Here is a 19,235-nt window from a genome sequence, read left to right on the forward strand (position 1 = left end):
CCCAGCCTGTGACCCCGGTCACCCTTGCGTTCATTGAGTTCACGGCCCGGTGCACACTGAGCGCCATGTTCCGCTTCCCCCGGCCGCCCCGCAGCCTCGCCGGCCAGCTCTTCGCCATGCAGGTCCTGCTGGTCGCGCTGGTCGTCGCCGGCTGCGCGGTCTTCGCGTACGCCACCGCCCGCGACCAGGCCGAGGACGCCGCCCGCCGGCAGGCCGGAGCGGTGGCCCGGGCCGTCGCGGACTCGCCCTCCGTACGCGAGGCCGTACGCGCCGGCACCCCCGGAGCCGATCCCTCCGCCGCGCTCCAGCCCTACGCCGAGCGGGTGCGCACCGACTCCGGCGTGGACTTCGTGACGATCATGGCCCCGGACGGGCGGCGCTGGACGCACCCCGACCCGCGCCGCATCGGCGAGCGCTTCCTCGGCAACACCGCCCCGGCCCTGCGCGGCGCCACCTTCAGCGAGACCTACACCGGCACCCTCGGCCCCTCCATCCGCGTGGTCACCCCGCTCCGGGACGCGGACGGCTCCGTCATCGGCCTGGTCAGCGCGGGGATCACCGTCCGGGCCATCAGCGCCCGCCTCGCGGCGCAGCTCAGCGCCCTCGCCTGGGTGGCCGCCGGGGCACTGGCCCTCGGCGCGGTGGGTACGTACGTGGTCAACGCCCGGCTGCGCCGCCACACCCACGGGATGGACGCCGCCGGGCTGAGCCGGATGTACGACTACCACCAGGCGGCCCTGCACGGGGTCCGGGAAGGGCTGCTGATGCTCGACGGCCGGCGCAGGATCACCCTCATCAACGACGCGGGCCGGGAACTGCTGGGCCTGCGCGGGGAGGTCGACGGCACGGGCGTCGCCGACCTGGGCCTGCCCGCGCCGCTCACCGGGGCGCTGCTCGCCGACCGGCCCCGGGTGGACGAGGTGCACCTGAGCGCGGAGCGGGTCCTCGTCGTCAACAGCTCGCCGGTGGCCGGCGGCGGGCGCCGCGGCACCGTGGTCACCCTGCGGGACCACACGGAACTCCAGGCGCTGGCCGGGGAGCTGGACCACGAGCGCGGGTTCACCCAGGCCCTGCGCTCCCAGGCGCACGAGGCGGCCAACCGGCTCCACACCGTGGTCTCCCTGATCGAACTGGGCCGCAGCGAGGAGGCGGTGGAGTTCGCCACCGCCGAACTCGAGCTCGCCCAGGCGCTGACCGACGAGGTCGTCGCCGCCGTGGGCGAGCCGGTGCTGGTCGCCCTGCTGCTCGGCAAGGCCGCCCAGGCGCACGAGCGCGGCATCGAGCTGGTCGTCACGCCGGAGTGCGGGGCGATCGAGACGGGGCCGGGGGTGCCGCCGGCCCGGGACCTGGTCACCGTGCTCGGGAACCTCGTCGACAACGCCCTGGACGCCCTGACGGGGGTCCCGGGCGGCCGGATCACCGTCACCGTGCGCCGGGACGCGGCCGGGCTGCTGCTGCGGGTCGCGGACAACGGGCCGGGCCTGCCCGAGGGGGTGGACGTCTTCCGGCGGGGCTGGTCGGGCAAGGGGGAGGGGCGGGGCCTGGGCCTGGCCCTGGTCCGGCAGGTGGCCCAGCGGCACGGCGGCACGGTGGAGGCCGGGGACGCCCCCGGCGGCGGCGCGGCGTTCACCGCGCGGCTCCCGCTCGCGGGCGGTGCGGCGTGAGCGGGCCGGTGCGGGTCCTCGTCGTCGAGGACGACCCCGTCGCCGCCGACGCGCACGCGCTCTACGTCGGCCGGGTGCCCGGCTTCACCGCCGTGGCGGCCGTCCACTCCCTGGCCGAGGCCACCCGGGTGCTGGAGCGCACCCCCGTCGACCTGCTGCTGCTCGACCTCACCCTCCCCGACGGCCACGGGCTGCGCTTCGCGCGCGGGCTGCGGGCGGCCGGCCATCCCGCCGACGTGATCGCGGTGACCTCGGCGCGGGACCTGGCCATGGTCCGCGAGAGCGTGTCGCTGGGCGTGGTGCAGTACGTGCTCAAGCCCTTCGCCTTCCCCACCCTGCGCGAACGGCTGCTCCGCTACGCCGAGTTCCGGGCCGCCGCCGGTGAGGCGGCGGGCCAGGACGACGTGGACCGGGCGCTCGCCGCACTGCGTGCGCCCGCCTCGGCCCAGCTGCCCAAAGGACTCAGCGCCCCGACCCTGGACCGGGTCGCGGCGCTGCTGCGGGCGGCGCCCGGGGGGCTGACCGCCGCGGGGGCGGCCGAGGCGGCCGGGATCTCGCGGATCACCGCCCGCCGCTACCTGGAGCACCTGGTGGACACCGGGCGCGCGGACCGAACGCCCCGGTACGGCCAGGTGGGCCGCCCCGAACTGCACTACCGCTGGCTGGCGGCGGCCGGCTCGGTGTCGAACGTGTAGAACTTCCGGTGGTCGAGCATGTCCGCCGGGGTCACGTCGTTCCACGGCCGCATCGTGTCGCGCAGGTCGACCACGTTCGGGGTGCCCGCGGCGGGCAGGTAGGGGGAGTTCGGGTTCTTCGCCTGCCAGTCCGCCCAGAGCTTGTCCACGAAGGCGTGGTGCATCCAGAAGACCGGGTCGTTGGGGGAGACGCCGGTGCCCATCTGGCCGCCGACCCACACGTGCACCCGGTTGTGGAGGTTGGCGCCGCGCCAGCCCTCCAGGTTGTTGCGGAAGCCGCCCGAGGAGCTGTTCCAGGGGGCCATGTCGTAGACCGGCATGGCCAGTACGGCGTCCACCTCGGCCCGGGTCGGCAGCTGGGCGACGCCCTCGCCGAGTGCGCGCCGCAGGTAGGAGCGGCCGTCGACGCGGACCGCTATCTCCCACTTGCCCGTCGCGTAGGCGAAGGGGCCGTCCATGACCTGCCCGTCGCGGGCGCGGCCGGTGCCGCCGAGGAAGTCGGCGGCCCAGAGGGAGGAGCGGGAGGTGCGGTCGGCGGTCCAGTCCCAGTACGGGAGCGAGACGCTCTTGTCCACCGCCTGAAGAGCCGCTTCGAACTCCAGCAGAAAGCGGCGGTGCCAGGGGAGGAACGAGGGGGAGCGGTGGCCCACCCGGTCGCCCGAGTCGGTGTCGCTCATGATGAAGCCGTTGTGGGTGGTGACGAAGCGGTCGTAGCGGCCGGTGCGCTTCAGTTCGAGCAGCGCGTTGGTGAAGGCGCGCTTCTCCTCGGCGGTCAGCGTGGCCTGGTTCTTGCGGACGGTCATCACATGCCGCCCATCTGCATCGGGGCGAGCTGGGCGCCCTGGAGCTCGCGCACGGCGGCCCGGGCCAGCGAGGCGGGGTCGGCAAAGGTCTCGTAGTGGTTGACGACGCTGATCCAGGTGCCGTCGGCGTTGCGCATGACGTGCAGCTCGCGGCCGTCTATGCGGACGGTCGGCGTCCCGGCGCCGCCGTGGTGGCCACCGTGGTGACCGCCGCCGGTGGCGGGGGATATCTGGATGCGACGGCCCTGGTACACCTCGTCGACGGTGCCGGCCGGGGTGGTGGCGGCACGGGAGTCGGTGGCGGCGGCGTGCGCGGTGGCGCCGGCGATGCCGAGGACGGTGAGTGCGCCGGCAGTGGTGCCCAAGGCCTGCCGACGGGTGATCTTGTTCATGGCGGAAGAACTATCAGTGCCTGTACGACAGTTGACCGCTATCCGGACAACGCCGGATAAGTTCTATATAGAACCATTTGGGTGATCTTCCCGTCCGGACCGGCTCCAGTGGCCCGGACGGGAAGATCTACGGAAGGAATGCTACTCGACGGTAATTTTTTCGGCAGACCGGGGGTCCCTATGGAGGGGGTCACACCCCGTAGTCGGCCGGAAGCAGCGCCGGAAACCGCCCCGCACGACCGGTCCTCCACGGTTCCTGGAGCCGGAATATCCGGCGGTTTGCCCTTATAGTCCCGATATGGCTCTCCATCAGACGAAGGACACGCACGGCATGGACGACGGGACGGACGTGTTCGCGTCCGCCCTGAGCGGCCAGGTCCTCCCGAAGTACCGGATCCCCGACGACCACTCGCCCGCCGAGGTCGTCTACTCGCTCCTGCACAACGAGCTGCTCCTCGACGGCAACGCCGCCCAGAATCTGGCCACCTTCTGCACCACCTGGTCGGACGACGCCGTGCACCGCCTGATGAACGAGTGCCTCGACAAGAACATGATCGACAAGGACGAGTACCCGCAGACCGCCGAGATCGAGGCCCGCTGCGTCAACATCCTGGCCGACCTCTGGAACGCCCCGCCCGGACACGTCGGCACCGGCTGCTCCACCACCGGCTCCAGCGAGGCCGCCATGCTCGGCGGCCTCGCCCTCAAATGGCGCTGGCGCGAGCGCCGCCGCGCCGAGGGCAAACCCGCCGACCGCCCCAACCTGGTGTGCGGCCCGGTCCAGATCTGCTGGGAGAAGTTCGCCCGCTACTTCGACGTCGAGCTGCGCCAGGTCCCCCTGGAACCCGGCGCCACCGGCCTGCGCCCGCACCAGCTCGCCGGGTACGTCGACGAGAACACCATCGGGGTCGTCGCCATCCTCGGCGTCACCTACACCTGCGACTACGAGCCCGTCGCCGAGATCGCCGCCGCCCTCGACCGGATCCAGGCCGAACACGGCTGGGACGTCCCCGTCCACGTGGACGCCGCCAGCGGGGGGTTCGTCGCCCCCTTCCTCCACCCCGACACGGTCTGGGACTTCCGGCTGCCCCGGGTGGCCTCCGTCAACACCTCGGGCCACAAGTACGGGCTCGCCCCCCTCGGCGTCGGCTGGATCGTCTGGCGCACCGCCGACCTGCTCCCCGCCCAGCTCGTCTTCGACGTGGACTACCTGGGCGGCGACATGCCCACCTTCGCCCTCAACTTCTCCCGCCCCGGCGGCGAGGTCATCGCCCAGTACTACCTCTTCCTGCGCCTCGGCCGCGGCGGCTACCGGCGCGTCCAGCAGGCCTGCGCCGACACCGCCCGCTACCTGGCCGCCGAGATCGAGGGCATGGGGCCCTTCACCCTGCTCTACGACGGCCAGGGCGGCCTGCCCGCCGTCTCCTACACCCTCACCGACCCGGCCGGAGCCGGCTTCAGCCTCTACGACCTCTCCGACCGGCTGCGGATGCGCGGCTGGCAGGTCCCCTCGTACCCGCTGCCCGCCGACCGGCAGGACACGGTCGTCCAGCGCGTGCTGATCCGGCACGGGGTGACCCGCGACCAGACCGCCCTGCTCGTCGACGACCTGCGCCGGGCCGTGGAACACCTCACCGCCACGCCGCAGCCCGTCCCCGCCACCGCACCCCGGTCCGGCTTCCACCACTGACCGGCGGCCCGCCCGCTCCTACGCGGAGGCGGCCGCCGGCTCCTACGCGGACGCCGCAGCGGACGCCGGCTCCGACGCCGCGGACCAGCGCATCCCCAGCTCCGTCAGCGCGGCCACCCGCTCCGGGGCCAGCCCCGCCGCCCGGGAGCGCTGGTTCGCGATCCACGCCCCCAGCCGCAGCTCCCGCCCCCCGACCGGCTCCACGTGCGTGCGCGGCACCCGCAGGTGCCCCTCGCGGGCGTGGAACCGCCGGGCCGCCTCCAGGTGCTCCGCCCAGGCGTCGGCATGGCTCCGCCGCGGCGGCGGACGCTCCGCCTCCGCGGCCGGCGACAGCCCCAGACCGTGCTCCAGCAGCCACCGCTGCGCCCACGCCAGCCGCTCCCAGCCCAGCCGCTGGGCGCGCACCCACAGCCCCAGGTCCTCGCCCTGGACCACCACCGAGCCCGGCCCGAGCGGCACCGCACCGCCCGCGTCCAGATGGGCACGGGTCAGCCGGAACGCCCGCTGCCAGCCGATGTCCCACGCCGGGCACCAGGACGCGTCGATCTCCTCCAGGGCCTCCCGGCGCTCCTGCGGCAGCGCACCCGGCCCCTCCCGCCGGGCCGCGGCCCGGTTGTTCTTCATCCACACCCCGACCGGCACCCCCCGCCAGGTGGCGTCCACCGGCGGCAGCAGGTGCCCGTGCTCGGCCGCCCAGGCACGGGCCGCCGCCAGCCCCTCCTCGAAGGCCACGTCGAAATGGCTCCACACCATGCCGAGTTCCTCCAGCTCACGGGTCCGCTCCCGGCCCAGCGCGCCCCTGCGGTACGTGCGCCGCGCGTCCGCGATCCACTGCCCCAGCGGGAACCCCGCCAGCGCCGCCGGCCACTCCTCCCGCGCCGCCGGCACCCGGAACGCGAACGGCACCTTCAGGTCCCCGGCCGTCGCCGCGTAGACCCGGGCCGCCTCCACACCCCGCCGCCACTGCGCGTGCTCCGGGTTCAGCACGCGCAGCCGGATGAACGCCGCCAGCAGCGCCGGATCCCGCGGCACCGAGAAGCTCAGCAGCGCCCGCGCACCCGCCCCCGGGCCCGTGCCGGTCCCGGCCGCCGGGGACTTCGCCGCCGCGCTCGGCGCCTGCGGCTGGGCCAGGCCCTCCACCAGCCTGGAGTCGTGCGCCCGCAGCGCCTCCAGCAGCCGCGCGAGGTCCCCGTACGCCCGTGACGTCAGCATCGACTCCGGGGACTCCCCGGGCCCCAGCAGCACCGGCACCACCAGCGAGGCCACCTTCCCCTCGCCCGGCCGTATCCGCAGCGCCCGGCCCACCGCCTGCACCAGGTCCGGCATGGAACCGCGCACGTCCGCCCAGAAGACGGAGTCGCACTCCTTGGTGTCCACCCCCTCGCCCAGCACCCGCACGCTGCCCAGGAACGCCTTGTCCGCGACCCGGTCCGCGGCGAAGGCCTCCAGCACCCGGCGCCGGTGCGCGGCCGTGTGCTGCCCGCACAGCCAGTCCGCCCAGACCGTACGCGGATACACCGGCCGCACCGACCGGCTGGTCGCCCGCAGCCGGGCCGCGACCGCCGGAAGCCCCGCCGCGAACGCCTCGGCCTCCTTCGTCAGGTGATGGAACACCAGGGTCCGCCGGAAGCCCTGGTCCGCCGCCGCCTTCACCAGGGCCGCCTGGAGCGCCGCCAGCCGCATCCCGCGCACCCGGTCCGAGCGGCCGTCGGCGCCCAGCAGCACCGCCGACTGGAACCCCGGGTCGCTGACGTCCACGCACACCACCCGGTACGGGGCGCAGACGCCCCGGTCGATGGCCTCCGACAGGGACAGGGTGTAGCAGCGGGCGCCGAACGGCCCCTGGGGATCGTCCTCCATGGACGCGACCAGCTCGCCGCGCCCCCGCGGCTCGGCGCCCCCGGCCGTCTCGGCCGCGAACGCGCCCGCCCCGGCCTCCTCCTCCGGCTCCTCGGCCTCCTCGCTGTCCTCGCCGTCGCGCCACACCCGGGGCGTGGCCGTCATGTACAGCCGCCGTACGGACGGGATACGGGTGTTGTCGTGCACCACCGCCCAGGGCTTGCCGATCCTGCCCGAGGTGCGGTGCGCCTCGTCGACCACGACCAGGTCCCAGGACGGCAGCCCCGCCAGGTGCGCCCCCTCGATGGTCCCCAGGCCCAGCGACGCGTACGTGGCGAACACCGTCAGCCGCTCCACCGGCCGCGACCCCCACCGGGCCAGCTGCCCCGGGGCGGTCGTGGTGGGCACTCCCACGTCCTCGCCGCGCAGCGAGCACACCGCGAGCGCCCGGCCCGTACGGCCCCCCTCCCGCCAGGCGGCGACGGTCTGCACGAGCAGATCGAGGGAGGGGACCAGCACGAGCACCCGGCCCGCCCGCAGCTCCTCGGCCGAGCGCACGGCGACCAGGGACTTCCCGGACCCGGTCGCCATGATCACCTGCGTCCGCAGGCCCCGCTCGGGCACCCGCCCCGTGGCGGGCAGCTGGAGCGCGCGCACGACCGCGTCGACGGCCTCACGCTGATGAGGGCGCAGCTCCTGCTTCGGCATACACCCACCTCACCCGCGTTGATCTGCTCGTTCCGCTCCAGCTCCTATCTTGCCCGGATTCTGAGTCAAAAAGGAGCAGGGGCGGCGGGCCGGATCAGCGCGCCCCGAAGTTCTGCGTCCACCAGGGGCCGCCGGAACCGGTGTGGATGCCCACGCCGATGTCCTTGAAGGAGCAGTTGAGGATGTTCGCCCGGTGGCCCGGGCTCTTCATCCAGGAGTCCATGACGGCCTGCGCGGTCTGCTGGCCCTTGGCGATGTTCTCCCCGTACGTCGACCACCGGTACCCGGCGGCCGTCGTCCGCGCCCCCGGGTCGGCCCCGTCGGGGTTGGTGTGGTCGAAGAAGTCCCGCCGCGCCATGTCGTCGGAGTGCCCCTGCGCGGCGCTGCGCAGCTGCGCGTCCTCCTTCAGCGGGCCGCAGCCGGCCGCCGCGCGCTCCTGGTTGACCAGCGCGATGACCTGGCCCGCCACGCCCGCCGGAGCCGGGCCCGGGGCCGGCGGGGCCGGGGGCTTCGCGGTGCTCTTCGCCGGCGCGGGAGCCGCCGAGGTCTTCGCGGCGCTCGCCGAGGCCGACGGGGAGGCCGAAGCGGAAGCCGACGCGGACGGCGAGCCCGACGCCGAAGCGGAAGGCGAGGCGGAGGCGGAGCCCGACGGCTGCGGCGCGCCGGAGTCGGGCGCCGACAGGGCGGCCAGCGGCGAGCCGGGCGCCCCGCCCGCCTCGGTCTTCTTCGCGCCGGGCAGCTGCCCGAGGTACACCAGGCCGCCGCCCGCGACGCACGCGGCGACCATCGCGCCGCCGATGGCCCGGCGCCGGCTCCGGCGGCGCCTGCGCTGCGCCGCGCGGCCGTCGGGGCCCTCGCCGCCGGCCTCGGCCCCGCCCTTGCGCCGGGCGGCGCGGCCCGGGCCGGACACCACCGGCGAGAGCTGGGTCGCGGCCTCCGCGAAGGCCGCGTTCGCCGGGGCGGCACCGGCCGCCGCGGCGGTCCGTACGCCCGCCAGCAGCGCCGCCGTCACCGGCACCAGGGCCAGGCCCGCCAGCAGCCCCTCCGCCGGCACCAGCCCGTTCCACAGCCCCGAGCAGCGCAGGCACTCGCGGGCGTGCCGGGCTATTCGCTTGCGCCACAGCGCGGACGGCCGGCCGTCCCAGGTGCCCGTCATCGCCCGCAGCCCCTCACAGGGCGGCTGCGTCTCCAGGGCCCGCTCCACCACACGGGCCGACTCCAGCTGCGCCTTCATCCGCTGCACCCGCACCGCCGTGTGCTGCGGGGTCAGCTCCAGCGCCGAGGCCACGTCGGCCCGGGTCAGCTCGCCCGCGCACTCCAGCCACCACAGCGACAGCAGCGCCCGGTCGTCGGGCTCCAGCCAGCGCGTGGCCCGGGCCGTCTCGCGGCGCTGCCCGGACAGGTGCAGCCGCGTGACCGTCAGGTCGGCGAAGTCGGCGCCGGGGTCGGCGACGTCCTGGGCGGCCTCCAGCCCGCTCTGCCCGGGGCCGCCGCTCGTGGCCTGCCAGTGCGCCCGTACGCGGTTCATCGCGATGGCCACCAGCCAGGACCGGAAGCTCTCGTCGCTGCGCAGCGTGCCGAGCCCGTCGAGTGCCCGCAGCATGGTGTCCTGCACCACGTCGTCCACGTCGTGTGACCCGTTCAGAGCCCGCCCGACCACGTTGTAGACCAGCGGCAGATGGGCACTGACCAGCTCGTCCTGCGCGCGGGGGTCGCCCGCGCGGGCCGCTGCCACCAGCTCTGCCGTGTGCTGTGTACTCATGTGAAGTTCCCTGTCCGTACCGGCGGTCGATGTTGCCCGATAACTGGGAGACCGTCGAGTGGGGCCCCGATAACGGTTATCCGGAAGAATTTCTTTCGCCGTGACCGGACGGGCTCCAGGAGTGGGACGGCAGGGACTCCGCCAGGGTGGTGAAGAAGCGCTGGTCGCGCCAGGCGTCGCGGTTGCCGATCACGAACAGCCGGCGCTTCGCGCGGCTCACCGCCACGTTGAGGAGGTTCGGGCGGGAGGCCGCCCAGGCCCGGGCGCCCGGGCGGCGCGGGTCCGTGCCGAGGACCAGGACGACGACGTCCGCCTCCTTGCCCTGGGCGGTGTGGACCGTGCCCACCCGCCCGTGCGGCACCAGGTCCCGGCAGGCCCGCCGCGCGCCCGCCGCCACCTGCCGGAACGGGCTGATGACGAAAACGTCCCGGGCCAGGTCCACGCCCCCCTCGTCCCGCAGCCGCTCCAGCACCCGCCGCAGCGCCCGGCCCTCCTCCGGGATCCAGTGCCCGTCCGCCTCCGCGCCGACGACGTCCACCCAGCTGCTGGCCGGCCGGTACGCGTACGGCTCGCGGGCCCCCGGGTCCACGCCCTGCACCATCAGGCCGTCGTAGGCGACGGCGTTGCTGACCGAGAACATCGGGTCGTCGCACCGCCGGTGCACCCGCAGCGGTGCCCCGACCCACACCTCGTGCCCGCCGTCGGGCAGTTCCGCCGGCAGCAGCGTGCCGTAGCGGTTGGCGCGGTCGGCCAGCCGCTGCACCGACGTACGGCCCGGCGCCCACTCCTCGGCCACCCCGGACTCCTCGCGCAGCGCCCGCTGCGCCGTCCACGGCAGCACCACCACCGGCTCCAGCTGGAGCGGGTCGCCGACGACGACCGTGCGCCGCGCCCGCCACATGCCGCCCACCGCCATCTGCGGTGTCGCCTGCCCGGCCTCGTCCACGAACAGCCAGCCCAGCGCCTGTGCCCCCAGCCGGCCGAAGACCCGGTCCAGGGAGGCGAACGTGGTCGACACCACCGGCACCACCAGGAACAGGCTCTGCCAGGCGGCCCGCACGTGCGCCTCGGGCACCGTCCCCGGCACCGTGCCGACGACCGCGTCCATGCCGGCCATCAGGTTCGCGTACATGGTGCGGGCGGTGCAGCGCAGGAACGCCCGGTGCAGGTCGAGCGCGGCGAGGAACAGCTCCGTGCGGGCCCGCGTGATCTCCGGGTCCGACCAGGGCGCGGAGCGCTCCCGCAGCGGGTCGTCCGTCAGCCAGGCCCCCTCCGGCACGAAGCCCTCCCACCGGGCGCGGGCCGCCCCGACGGCCTCCTCCATGCGCGCGGCGCGGTCACGGGCGGCCTCCGCGGCTCCCCGGGCCCCGTCCAGGCGCGCGGAGGCGGCGGCCACGCGGGCGCGTACGCCGTCCAGCCGGGCCCGCTCCGCGTCCTGCTCCCGCCGGGCGGCGGACACGGCCCCCGCCGCCACGGACTCCTCCGCGTGCCAGGCCCGGGCGGCCCTGCCCAGGGTGAAGAGGCTGACGGAGAAGCCCGGGCGCCGGGCCAGGTGCTCCCGGTGCGCCTCCTCGGCCCGTTCCAGCGACCGCCGTACGCCGGCCAGCGCGTCCTCGGCCGGCGGCAGTTCCTCCCGGGCCCGGTCCAGCGCCGCGGTGTCCCGGTCGACCGCCTCCCGGGTGTGGCGCAGCGCCTCGTACGCCGCCGGCAGGCCCTCGTACGCCGCCGCCGCGTCCGCACGCTCGCCGCGCAGCCGCTCGACCTCGGCCAGCGCGTCCCCGAACCGCTTCCGGGCCTCGGTCCACACGCCGGTCTGCGGGGTGTCGCGCCACTGCCGCAGGAGGTGGGCGAGGCCGTTGCCGCTGTCGATCCAGGGGTCGCGCAGGCCGCGGCGGCCCTGCTGCGGCACGGGCGCCGGTGCGGGCGCGCCGGCGTCGGTGCGGCGGTACTTGCCGTGCCAGAAGCGGTTGACGAACTCCAGCCGGTTCCGCTTGCTGCCGAGCCGGGCGGCGACCGCGCCCCACGCGGGCTCGCCCTTCAGCAGCCGGGTGGCCTGCTCGGCGAAGTAGTCGGCGTCCTCGCGCCAGCGCGCCCCGAGGGCGGCGCGGGCGGGTATCTCGGTCGAGATGTTCTCGACGGCGCCGTTGTTCGCGGAGGCGACGACCATCTCGAAGCCGGTGAACTCGGCCCGCAGCGGGGTGACCGTGCGGGTGTGGTCGCCGCTCTTCCACACGTACGGGGACTGCCGCTCGAACGCCTCGGACGGCAGCCGCAACGCGGCGAGGCGGCGGGCCCGCTCGACGACGGCGGCGGCGAAGCAGTCGCGCAGCATGGTGGTCTTGCCGGTGCCGGGCGGGCCGTTGACGGCGAAGATCCCGGCGGTCGGGGCGAGTTCGCAGTGCACGGCGTTGACGGCGAACTGCTGGCTCAGCGCGAGCGGGTGCCGGGCGTCGGCCGGCCAGCGCCCGGCGGGGGTGCGCTCCGGCGCGACGCCGGCCAGCGCCGCCTCGGGCCGCAGCCGCAGGTCGACGCGGTTCGCCCGGTCGAAGCCGGAGTCGGGGGTGAGGTAGGCGGCCAGCCCCGCCCCGGGCTCCTCGCGGGCGAGCACGGCCGCCACCCGCTCCAGGTCGGCGGCGATGAAACTGTTGAGGAAGTCCTGCTGGTCGGCGGCGTCGGCCTGGTCCAGCCGCACGGGCACGCTGCGCACCCGCACGGTCGCCGGGTCCAGCGCGACGGAGACCCCCCAGGTGCGGGCCAGTTCGCCGGTGAACTCCAGCAGGTGGCCGGCGGAGACCACCCCCGGCCCGAGGGGGGAGTCCCCCTCGCCCCCCACGGCACCGGCGGGGTACCGGACGGGGTCCCCGAGCGCCCCGGCCCGCCGGCCCCAGGCGTCGGCGTCCTCCTGGAACCCGTCGAGCCAGCCCGGGGTGCCGGGGCCGGGGGCGACGGCGCGGCCGGTGGCCCAGGCACAGGAGGAGAACACGGCGGAGTCCAGGAGGAGCCGCCCCCGGTCGGTCACGGTGAGGGCGAACAGCGCGCTCTCGCCGTCCATCCGGCCGTCGTGGTCCTCGCCGCTCTCCCCGAACACGTCGAGCAGGGTGTCGCGTACGGAGCCGAGGGCGAACACCCCGCCGTAGACGACGTGCTGCCACCCGTACCCGCCCTCCAGCGGAACCGCCCGCACCGGATGGCCCGCGTCCCACGGCATGGGCCGCCCCGCCTCGACCGGGTACACCCGGTCCCGGACGGAGAGGGCGGGCACCTTCTGCGGACTGAACAGCTCCACCGCCCGCCAGTACCCCACCACCCCGCTGCGGCGCCGCCGCTCGCCCCCCATAACGCCCACTCCCGTCATCGGTGATCAATACGTCGCACCCTACGGGCCCGGTGACGGTGGGTCAGGCGGTTGCGAGGTTCGGGGGAGCGGAGCGCGGCCCGCGCGCGGGTACCCCGGCCGTGGCGGCGCAGGACCGGGCGGGCGAGGGGTGACCGGACGGCGCCGCACTGTGTATGGTCTAGACCATCAAGCCGGGCCGTGTGACGTACCGTTCCACGCCGCTGAGCAGCCGGGAGGGTACCTTGTCCTGCCATCCGTACGCGGTGCTGGCCGCCCAGCGCCTGCTCCCGGTGCTGCGCAGCGCCGACGCCGACCGGGCCGTGGCGGCCGCCGCGCGGCTGCTCGGCGCCGGCTGCCGGACCGTGGAGCTCACCACCTCCACCCCCGGCTGGGCCCGGGCCGTCACCCGCGCCGCCGGGCTCCGCGACGCCCGCGGGCGGACCGCCGTCATCGGGGTGGGCACGGTGACCACCGCCGCCCAGGCCCGGGCGGCCCTCGAAGCGGGCGCCGCGTTCCTCGTCTCCCCCCACCCGGCCCCCGAGGTCCGCGAGGCCGCCGCACGGCACGGGACGCCCTTCCTCGAAGGCGGCTTCACCCCCGGGGAGATAGCCGCCGCCGTGCGGGACGGCGGCGCCGCGAAGGTGTTCCCCGCCCACGTGGGCGGGCCGGACTTCATCCGCTCCCTCAGGGCCGTGCTCCCGTCCGGGGCCCTGCTCGTCCCCACGGGCGGGATCCGGCCCGGCGAGGTCCGCGCGTGGCTCGACGCGGGCGCGGCCGCCGTCGGCGTCGGCAGCGGCCTGCCCGACGACCCCGGGGAACTGGCCGCCGTCTTCGCGGAGCTGGCCGGACCCTGCTGCGGCGGGGAGGGGTGCCGGCCGTGACCGCCCCGCGCTACGACGTCCTCGTCCTCGGCGAGGTCCTGGTCGAGGTCCACGCCGGCACCGCCCTGCGCGACGCCGCCGACGGCACCCCCGCCCGCATCTCCTACTCCGGCGACGCCCTCAACGCCGCGGCGGCGGCCGCCGCGGCCGGGGCCCGCACCGCGCTGCTGACCGTCGTCGGGGACGACGAGCTGAGCGTCCCGCTGCTGCGCCGCGCCGCCGAGCTGGGCGTGGACACCGCCCACGTGCACCGCGCGCCCCGCCCCAACGGGGCCTACCTGCTCTGCGCCGACCCCGACGGGGACCGCGAGTTCGTGTACTGGCGCACCCGCAGCGCCGCCTCCACCCTCTCCCCGGCCCACGTCGAGGACTGGCTCCCGCTGCTGACCGGCTGCCGGGCGCTGATCACCAGCGGTATCACCGGCGCGCTCTCGCCGGGCAGCCGCGCGGCCGTACTGGCCGCCGCCCGCGCCGTCCACGCGGCGGGCGGGCACGTCACGTACGACCCCAACCACCGGCCCCGCCTGACCGGCCGCGCCGAGGCCCGGTCCCTGCTCGCCGAGGTCGCCCCGCTGACCGGGCTGCTGAAGACCTCCTGCCCGGCCGACGCGCTCGCCCTGGTCGACACCGCCGACCCGCCCGCCGCGGCCGCGCGCTACCGGGCGCTGGGGGCCCGCGCGGTGGCCGTCACCGCCGGAGCCGGGCGGCTGCTGCTGGACGACGGCACCCGGGCGGCGTACCAGCCCGTCCCCGTGGACCCGTCCCCGGTCGACACCACCGGCGCCGGTGACTGCTTCACCGGCACCGCCACCGCCCGCCTCGCCCTGGGCGACCCGCTGGCCCGGGCGGTGGCCTACGGGGTGGCGGCGGCGTCCCTGTCGGTGGCGGGCCGCGGTGGCACGGGCCGGGTGCCGGCCTTCACGGAGACGGCGGCGCTGGCGGCGCGGGTGGCGCAGGACACTCCCTAGTCGGCCCAGAACTCCGCCTCCTCGGCCTCCCGGTCCGGCTCCTCGTACGGGAGGGGGTCCGTGACCCAGCCGGCCGCCAGGACCAGGCGGGAGGTGCGGTGCACGGCCAGGAAGCCGAAGGGGCGGTCGACGTACGCGTGCGCGTGGCGGGTCCGGTGGCGCAGGTGGGGAATGCCGGCCCCCACCGCACCGAACGCCGTCACCGCGGCCGCCTCGAAACCCGTCGCGTGGAAGCGGGCGACCGCCGACTGCCGTGCCGAGCCGATGGCCAGGGGCTCGGAGCTGATCCCGGGAAAGCTGCCAGAGCCGCGGCCCGTGGCGGCCACCAGGCCGAACAGCCCTGCACGGGCCAGGAGATCGTGGTCCGCCCGGACCTCGAAGGCGGGCGTCGCGATGCTGAGCCGGGGCTCGGGCGACTCGGAGCGCACCGTCCTGACGGTCAGGCCCGGGCCCGGGTTCCCGTCGGGCAGCAGGCTCGCGGGCGTCGAGGGACGGGCCCGGGTGGCGGCCTCGATTCCTGTGGTCAGGACGGTGCCCGGCGGCGCGTCCGGCCCGCCCAGGACGAGGTGGACGTCGACCCCGGTGTCCCCGACGACCTCCAGCAGGGTGACCGGACCGGCGGCGCCGTGGGCCACCTTGGCGCGGTCCAGCAGGGAGGTGCTGCGGTGCAGCACGACCAGTTCCCGGCCGGCCCAGGGGCCTTCGTGCATCTGCTGGGGCCACTCCTGGAACGGCCGGATCCACTTCAGCCGCAGCGCGAGCGCCGAGGCCAGGACGAGCCGGACCGCGTCCGGCCCCTCGGGCAGCGCGACCGGCATGCGTTCGATCAGGCCGTCCGTCCGCTCGGCGGCCCACGCGTCCAGCGACTTGCCGTCCGCCTCCGGGTCGCCGGTCAGGGTGCCGCGGGTGCCGTCCGGGAGGCGGGCCGTCCAGGGGGCCTCCAGCGGCAGGTCCGCCGCGGCCCACAGGCCCGTGGCCGCCCGCAGGCCCCGTACGCCGGCCAGCGCTGCCAGCAGCTCCCGCCCGGCCCCCGCCGCGTCCCCGGCGGGTATGCCGAGGGCCTGCTCCAGCTCCGCGCGGGCCGGGCCCGCCGCGCCGTCCGCGAGCAGGGCCAGCAGCGGCCACACCCCGGCCGCGGTGAGGACCGTACCCCCGTCCCCGTCGGCGGCTTCGGCGGCCCAGCGCGCCGTGAGCCGGTTGACCGCCCGTACCGTCGAGTTCCTCATGCAGGGGAGGGTACGTGGTGGGGCGCCGCCGGGCCGGACCGTTGCTCCTCGGCCCGGCGGCGCCGGTTCAGCGGCCGCGCAGGCCCTGGTCGACGGCGGAGGTCAGCTCCCCGTCGGCGGTGTCGGCGTCCAGGGACCAGAACATGGCGCCGCCCAGGCCCTGTTCGCGGACGTACCGGGCCTTCGTGCGCAGCACCTGCGGGTCGTCGTACGTCCACAGGGTGGTGCCGTCGAAGAGCCAGGCGTGGCCGCCCCGCCGGTCGCGGTGCAGCCGGAAGGTGCCGGAGGCGGCCAGCTCCTTCAGCTCCTTGTAGTCCGCGTATCCGGCCGCCCACTTCGCGGGTGCCGGTCCCGTGGCGGGCTTGCCCATGCCGTCACCGCCGCCGGTGACCCCGGTCCAGCCCTGCCCGTAGAACGGCATGCCGACCACCAGCTTGCGGGCCGGTGCCCCGCGCCGCAGCCAGGAGTCCACCGTGCCGTCGACGCTGAAGTCGCCCCGGGCGTACAGCGCCGACTGCTGGGCGGTGGTCTTCTCCCCGGACACGTGGAAGTCGTAGCCCTGGAGCGTGACGAAGTCGAGGTCGCGCATGATCCGGCGGACGTCGAAGCCCGCGTCGATCTTGGCGGGGGCGGCCGGGACGAAGGCCGTCAGCTCGTACGGGCGACCGCGCTCGCGCCCGAACGCGTCGAGCTGGGTGCGGAACTCGTGCACCAGCTCGGCGAAGTTGCGCTTGTCCTCCGGCCGGAACCTGGTGTCGGTGTCGCCCTCCGAGCCCGGCCACTCCCAGTCCAGGTCGATGCCGTCGAAGACCCCGGCGGCGGCGCCGGCCCCGCCCCGGGCGCCGTCCTGCGGGAGGTTCCCCTTGAGGTAGAGGTCGATGCAGGAGCGGACGAGGGCCTTGCGGGAGGCGGGGGTGAGGGCCGCGTCCGAGAAGTGGGTGGACCAGCTCCAGCCGCCCAGCGAGATCAGCACCTTGAGGCCGGGGTGCCTGGCCTTGAGCTCCTTCAGCTGGTTGAAGTTGCCGGCCAGGGGCTGGTCGGCGGTGTCGGCGACACCGTCCACGGAGTTCGCCGCGTCCAGCGGGCGCGCGTAGTCGGCCCAGGCGTCGGCCTCGCCGGCCACGTTGCCGGTGAAGCACCTGCCGTCGGCGCCGATGTTGCCGAACGCGTAGTTGAGGTGGGTGAGTTTGCCGGCGGTGCCGTTCGCCTCCAGGTCCTGGACCTGGAAGTCGCGTCCGTAGACGCCCCACTGGGTGAAGTAGCCGACCTTCCGGTACGAGCGGTCGTGCCCGCCCGCCGGATCCCGGTCCCCGCTCCCGGCGGCCGCCGCGGGCGCGAAGGCGGTGAGCAGGGAGAGGGAGCAGGCGGCGACGGCCAGCCGGCCGAGGGTACTGCGGCGCATGGGGCGCGTGGGACGCATGGGCTTCCTTTGCGGATGCGGGGGAGTGGTGCTCCTGAGCCGTGCGGGGACGGGCGCGGCCCTGCACCGGCGGCGCCCGTCCCACCCGGGAACGTATTGGTCTGGACCATCCCGGTCAAGGGGGTGTTCACCCGTGCGCGCGACACGGCCGCGGCCCGTCCGAAAAACCTCCTTCACGACGCTGGGCACCTCCACGCCCCCTCGCTACCCTCCGCGCATGATTCCCACGGTGGTCTGGGGCACCGGCAACGTCGGCCGCGCGGCGATCCGCGCCGTCGACGCCCACCCGGCGCTCGAACTCACGGCAGTCATCGTCCACGACCCCGCGAAGGCCGGCCGCGACGCCGGCGAACTCGCGGGCCTGGCCCACCGGCTGGGGGTGGCGGCCACCCGAGACGTCGAAGCGGTGCTCAGCACCCGCCCGGCCGCCGTCGTCTACGCGGCCTCCGGCGACATCCGCCCCGACGACGCCCTCGCCGACATCACCCGCGCCATCACCGCGGGCGCGGTCGTCGTCAGCCCCGCCCTCTACCCCCTCTACGACCACCGCAGCGCCCCGCCGGAGTTCCGCGACCCCGTCCTGGCCGCCATCGCGGAGGGCGGCGGCTCGCTCTTCGCCTCCGGCGTCGACCCCGGCTGGGGCAACGACGTGCTCCCGCTGCTGATCAGCGGCCTGGGCACCACCGTGGACGCCATCCGCTGCCAGGAGATCTTCGACTACTCCACGTACGACCAGCCGGACTCCGTACGCCACCTCGTCGGCATGGGCCACCCCATGGACTACGAGCCGATGATGCTGATGCCCTCGATCCCCACCATGGTGTGGGGCGGCCAGATCCGGATGATGGCCCGCGCCCTCGGCGTCGAACTCGACGAGATACGCGAGACCTCCCAGCGCCGCGCCCTCGACACCACGGTGAGCACCCCCTCCATGGGCGACTTCGAGGCGGGCACCCAGGGCGCCATCCGCTTCGAGGTGCAGGGCGTCGTCGGCGGCGAACCCCGCATCGTCATCGAACACGTCACCCGCATCCACCCCTCCTGCGCCCCCGACTGGCCCGTACCGCCCGGCGGCGGCGCCGGAGCCCACCGGGTGGTCATCGAGGGCCGCCCGCGCATCGAGGTCACGGTCGAGGCCACCGACGAGGGCGAGAACCGCTCGGCCGGCGGGAACGCCACCGCCGTCGGCCGCCTGGTGGGCGCCATCGACTGGCTGGTGGACGCGGAACCCGGCCTCTACGACGCCCTGGACGTCCCGCTGCGGCCCGCAGTCGGCAGACTCGGAAGGAAACAGCCATGAGGATCGACATCCCCGAGGGTCAGCACCCGATCGAGTACGTGTGGGGGGACATGGTCCCCGGCATCGGCATGGCCGCCGCCAACTTCTCCCTGTCCGTGTACGCCCACACCACCCTCGGCCTGCGCGAGTTCGAGGCCGCGCGGCTGCGCATCGCGCAGATCAACGGCTGCGTCTTCTGCCTGGACTGGCGCACCGACCGGGACGGGGAGAAGGTCGAGGAGGAGTTCGCGGACGCGGTCACCGCATGGCGCACCACGAAGGCGTTCGACGACCGCACCCGGCTCGCCGCCGAGTACGCCGAGCGCTACGCCCTGGACCACCACAACCTGGACGAGGAGTTCTGGGCCCGCATGACCGCGCACTACAGCCAGCTGGAGATCGTCGAGCTGAGCATGAGCATCGGCTCCTGGCTGGCCTTCGGCCGGCTCAACCACGTCCTGGGCCTCGACAGCGTCTGCGTGCTGCCCGGCGGTTGACCGGTGACGCCCCGGCTCCCGGCGCACCGCCCGGGGCCGCCCGGAGTGTCCGGACGGCCCCGGTCACCGGCCCG

Annotated in this window: 14 protein-coding genes; 7 read left to right on the forward strand and 7 right to left on the reverse strand. The window is 75.6% G+C overall.

Annotated elements, in window-relative coordinates; all coding sequences use genetic code 11:
• Window positions 1-116: 116 nt before the first annotated feature.
• Window positions 117-1,664: a sensor histidine kinase gene (locus tag D1J60_RS31650; protein WP_125824302.1), complete on the forward strand. Its 1,548-nt coding sequence runs from the start codon at window positions 117-119 to the stop codon at window positions 1,662-1,664.
• Complete coding sequence (locus D1J60_RS31655; protein ID WP_125602623.1) at window positions 1,661-2,359, forward strand: response regulator; 699 nt, start codon at window positions 1,661-1,663, stop codon at window positions 2,357-2,359. Before D1J60_RS31650 ends, D1J60_RS31655 begins: the two co-directional genes overlap by 4 nt.
• Here D1J60_RS31655 and D1J60_RS31660 read toward each other — a convergent pair.
• Both D1J60_RS31660 and D1J60_RS31665 read right to left on the reverse strand, forming a co-directional pair.
• Complete coding sequence (locus tag D1J60_RS31660; protein ID WP_125823468.1) at window positions 2,317-3,162, reverse strand: tyrosinase family protein; 846 nt, start codon at window positions 3,160-3,162, stop codon at window positions 2,317-2,319. The two genes, D1J60_RS31655 and D1J60_RS31660, sit on opposite strands and share 43 nt — an antisense overlap.
• A complete protein-coding gene (locus D1J60_RS31665; protein WP_125602627.1) occupies window positions 3,162-3,554 on the reverse strand; it encodes a tyrosinase family oxidase copper chaperone in 393 nt (130 codons plus the stop codon). Before D1J60_RS31665 ends, D1J60_RS31660 begins: the two co-directional genes overlap by 1 nt.
• Window positions 3,555-3,852: 298 nt before the next feature.
• On the opposite strand from D1J60_RS31665, the gene D1J60_RS31670 reads away from it, so the two are divergent.
• A complete protein-coding gene (locus D1J60_RS31670) occupies window positions 3,853-5,244 on the forward strand; it encodes a glutamate decarboxylase (RefSeq protein ID WP_125823469.1) in 1,392 nt (463 codons plus the stop codon).
• A gap of 42 nt (window positions 5,245-5,286) precedes the next feature.
• Here the strand turns inward: D1J60_RS31670 and D1J60_RS31675 are convergent, their stop codons facing one another.
• The 3 genes from D1J60_RS31675 to D1J60_RS38740 form a co-directional block, all read right to left on the reverse strand.
• The gene (locus tag D1J60_RS31675) at window positions 5,287-7,791 is read right to left on the reverse strand and encodes a DEAD/DEAH box helicase (protein ID WP_125823470.1); all 2,505 of its coding nucleotides are present in this window, start codon (window positions 7,789-7,791) and stop codon (window positions 5,287-5,289) included.
• 94 nt (window positions 7,792-7,885) lie between these two features.
• Entirely contained in the window at window positions 7,886-9,553 is a 1,668-nt protein-coding gene (locus D1J60_RS31680) for a sigma-70 family RNA polymerase sigma factor (RefSeq protein WP_125823471.1), read from the reverse strand.
• 76 nt (window positions 9,554-9,629) lie between these two features.
• Window positions 9,630-12,890 (reverse strand): AAA domain-containing protein, encoded by a 3,261-nt coding sequence (locus tag D1J60_RS38740; protein ID WP_125823472.1) that lies wholly within the window; start codon window positions 12,888-12,890, stop codon window positions 9,630-9,632.
• A gap of 242 nt (window positions 12,891-13,132) precedes the next feature.
• Between D1J60_RS38740 and D1J60_RS31690 the strand changes: the two genes are divergently transcribed.
• Together D1J60_RS31690 and D1J60_RS31695 are read left to right on the forward strand one after the other, a co-directional pair.
• Window positions 13,133-13,771, forward strand: a complete 639-nt coding sequence (locus tag D1J60_RS31690; RefSeq protein WP_241253469.1) for a bifunctional 4-hydroxy-2-oxoglutarate aldolase/2-dehydro-3-deoxy-phosphogluconate aldolase — start codon at window positions 13,133-13,135, stop codon at window positions 13,769-13,771.
• The gene (locus D1J60_RS31695) at window positions 13,768-14,739 is read left to right on the forward strand and encodes a PfkB family carbohydrate kinase (RefSeq protein WP_125823473.1); all 972 of its coding nucleotides are present in this window, start codon (window positions 13,768-13,770) and stop codon (window positions 14,737-14,739) included. The genes D1J60_RS31690 and D1J60_RS31695 overlap by 4 nt, the downstream gene beginning before the upstream one ends.
• On the opposite strand, the gene D1J60_RS31700 is transcribed toward D1J60_RS31695, so the two are convergent.
• Both D1J60_RS31700 and D1J60_RS31705 read right to left on the reverse strand, forming a co-directional pair.
• The gene (locus D1J60_RS31700) at window positions 14,736-15,965 is read right to left on the reverse strand and encodes a serpin family protein (protein WP_125823474.1); all 1,230 of its coding nucleotides are present in this window, start codon (window positions 15,963-15,965) and stop codon (window positions 14,736-14,738) included. The genes D1J60_RS31695 and D1J60_RS31700 overlap by 4 nt on opposite strands.
• Before the next feature lie 67 nt (window positions 15,966-16,032).
• Window positions 16,033-17,367, reverse strand: a complete 1,335-nt coding sequence (locus tag D1J60_RS31705; RefSeq protein WP_125824305.1) for a glycoside hydrolase family 18 protein — start codon at window positions 17,365-17,367, stop codon at window positions 16,033-16,035.
• A gap of 235 nt (window positions 17,368-17,602) precedes the next feature.
• Here D1J60_RS31705 and D1J60_RS31710 point away from each other — a divergent pair, with 235 nt between their 5' ends.
• Together D1J60_RS31710 and D1J60_RS31715 are read left to right on the forward strand one after the other, a co-directional pair.
• Complete coding sequence (locus D1J60_RS31710) at window positions 17,603-18,685, forward strand: dihydrodipicolinate reductase (RefSeq protein ID WP_125823475.1); 1,083 nt, start codon at window positions 17,603-17,605, stop codon at window positions 18,683-18,685.
• Window positions 18,682-19,161 (forward strand): carboxymuconolactone decarboxylase family protein, encoded by a 480-nt coding sequence (locus tag D1J60_RS31715; protein ID WP_125603312.1) that lies wholly within the window; start codon window positions 18,682-18,684, stop codon window positions 19,159-19,161. Before D1J60_RS31710 ends, D1J60_RS31715 begins: the two co-directional genes overlap by 4 nt.
• The last annotated feature ends 74 nt before the right edge of the window (window positions 19,162-19,235 follow it).

Source organism: Streptomyces sp. W1SF4 (assembly GCF_003950035.1).
Lineage (GTDB): Bacteria > Actinomycetota > Actinomycetes > Streptomycetales > Streptomycetaceae > Streptomyces > Streptomyces racemochromogenes.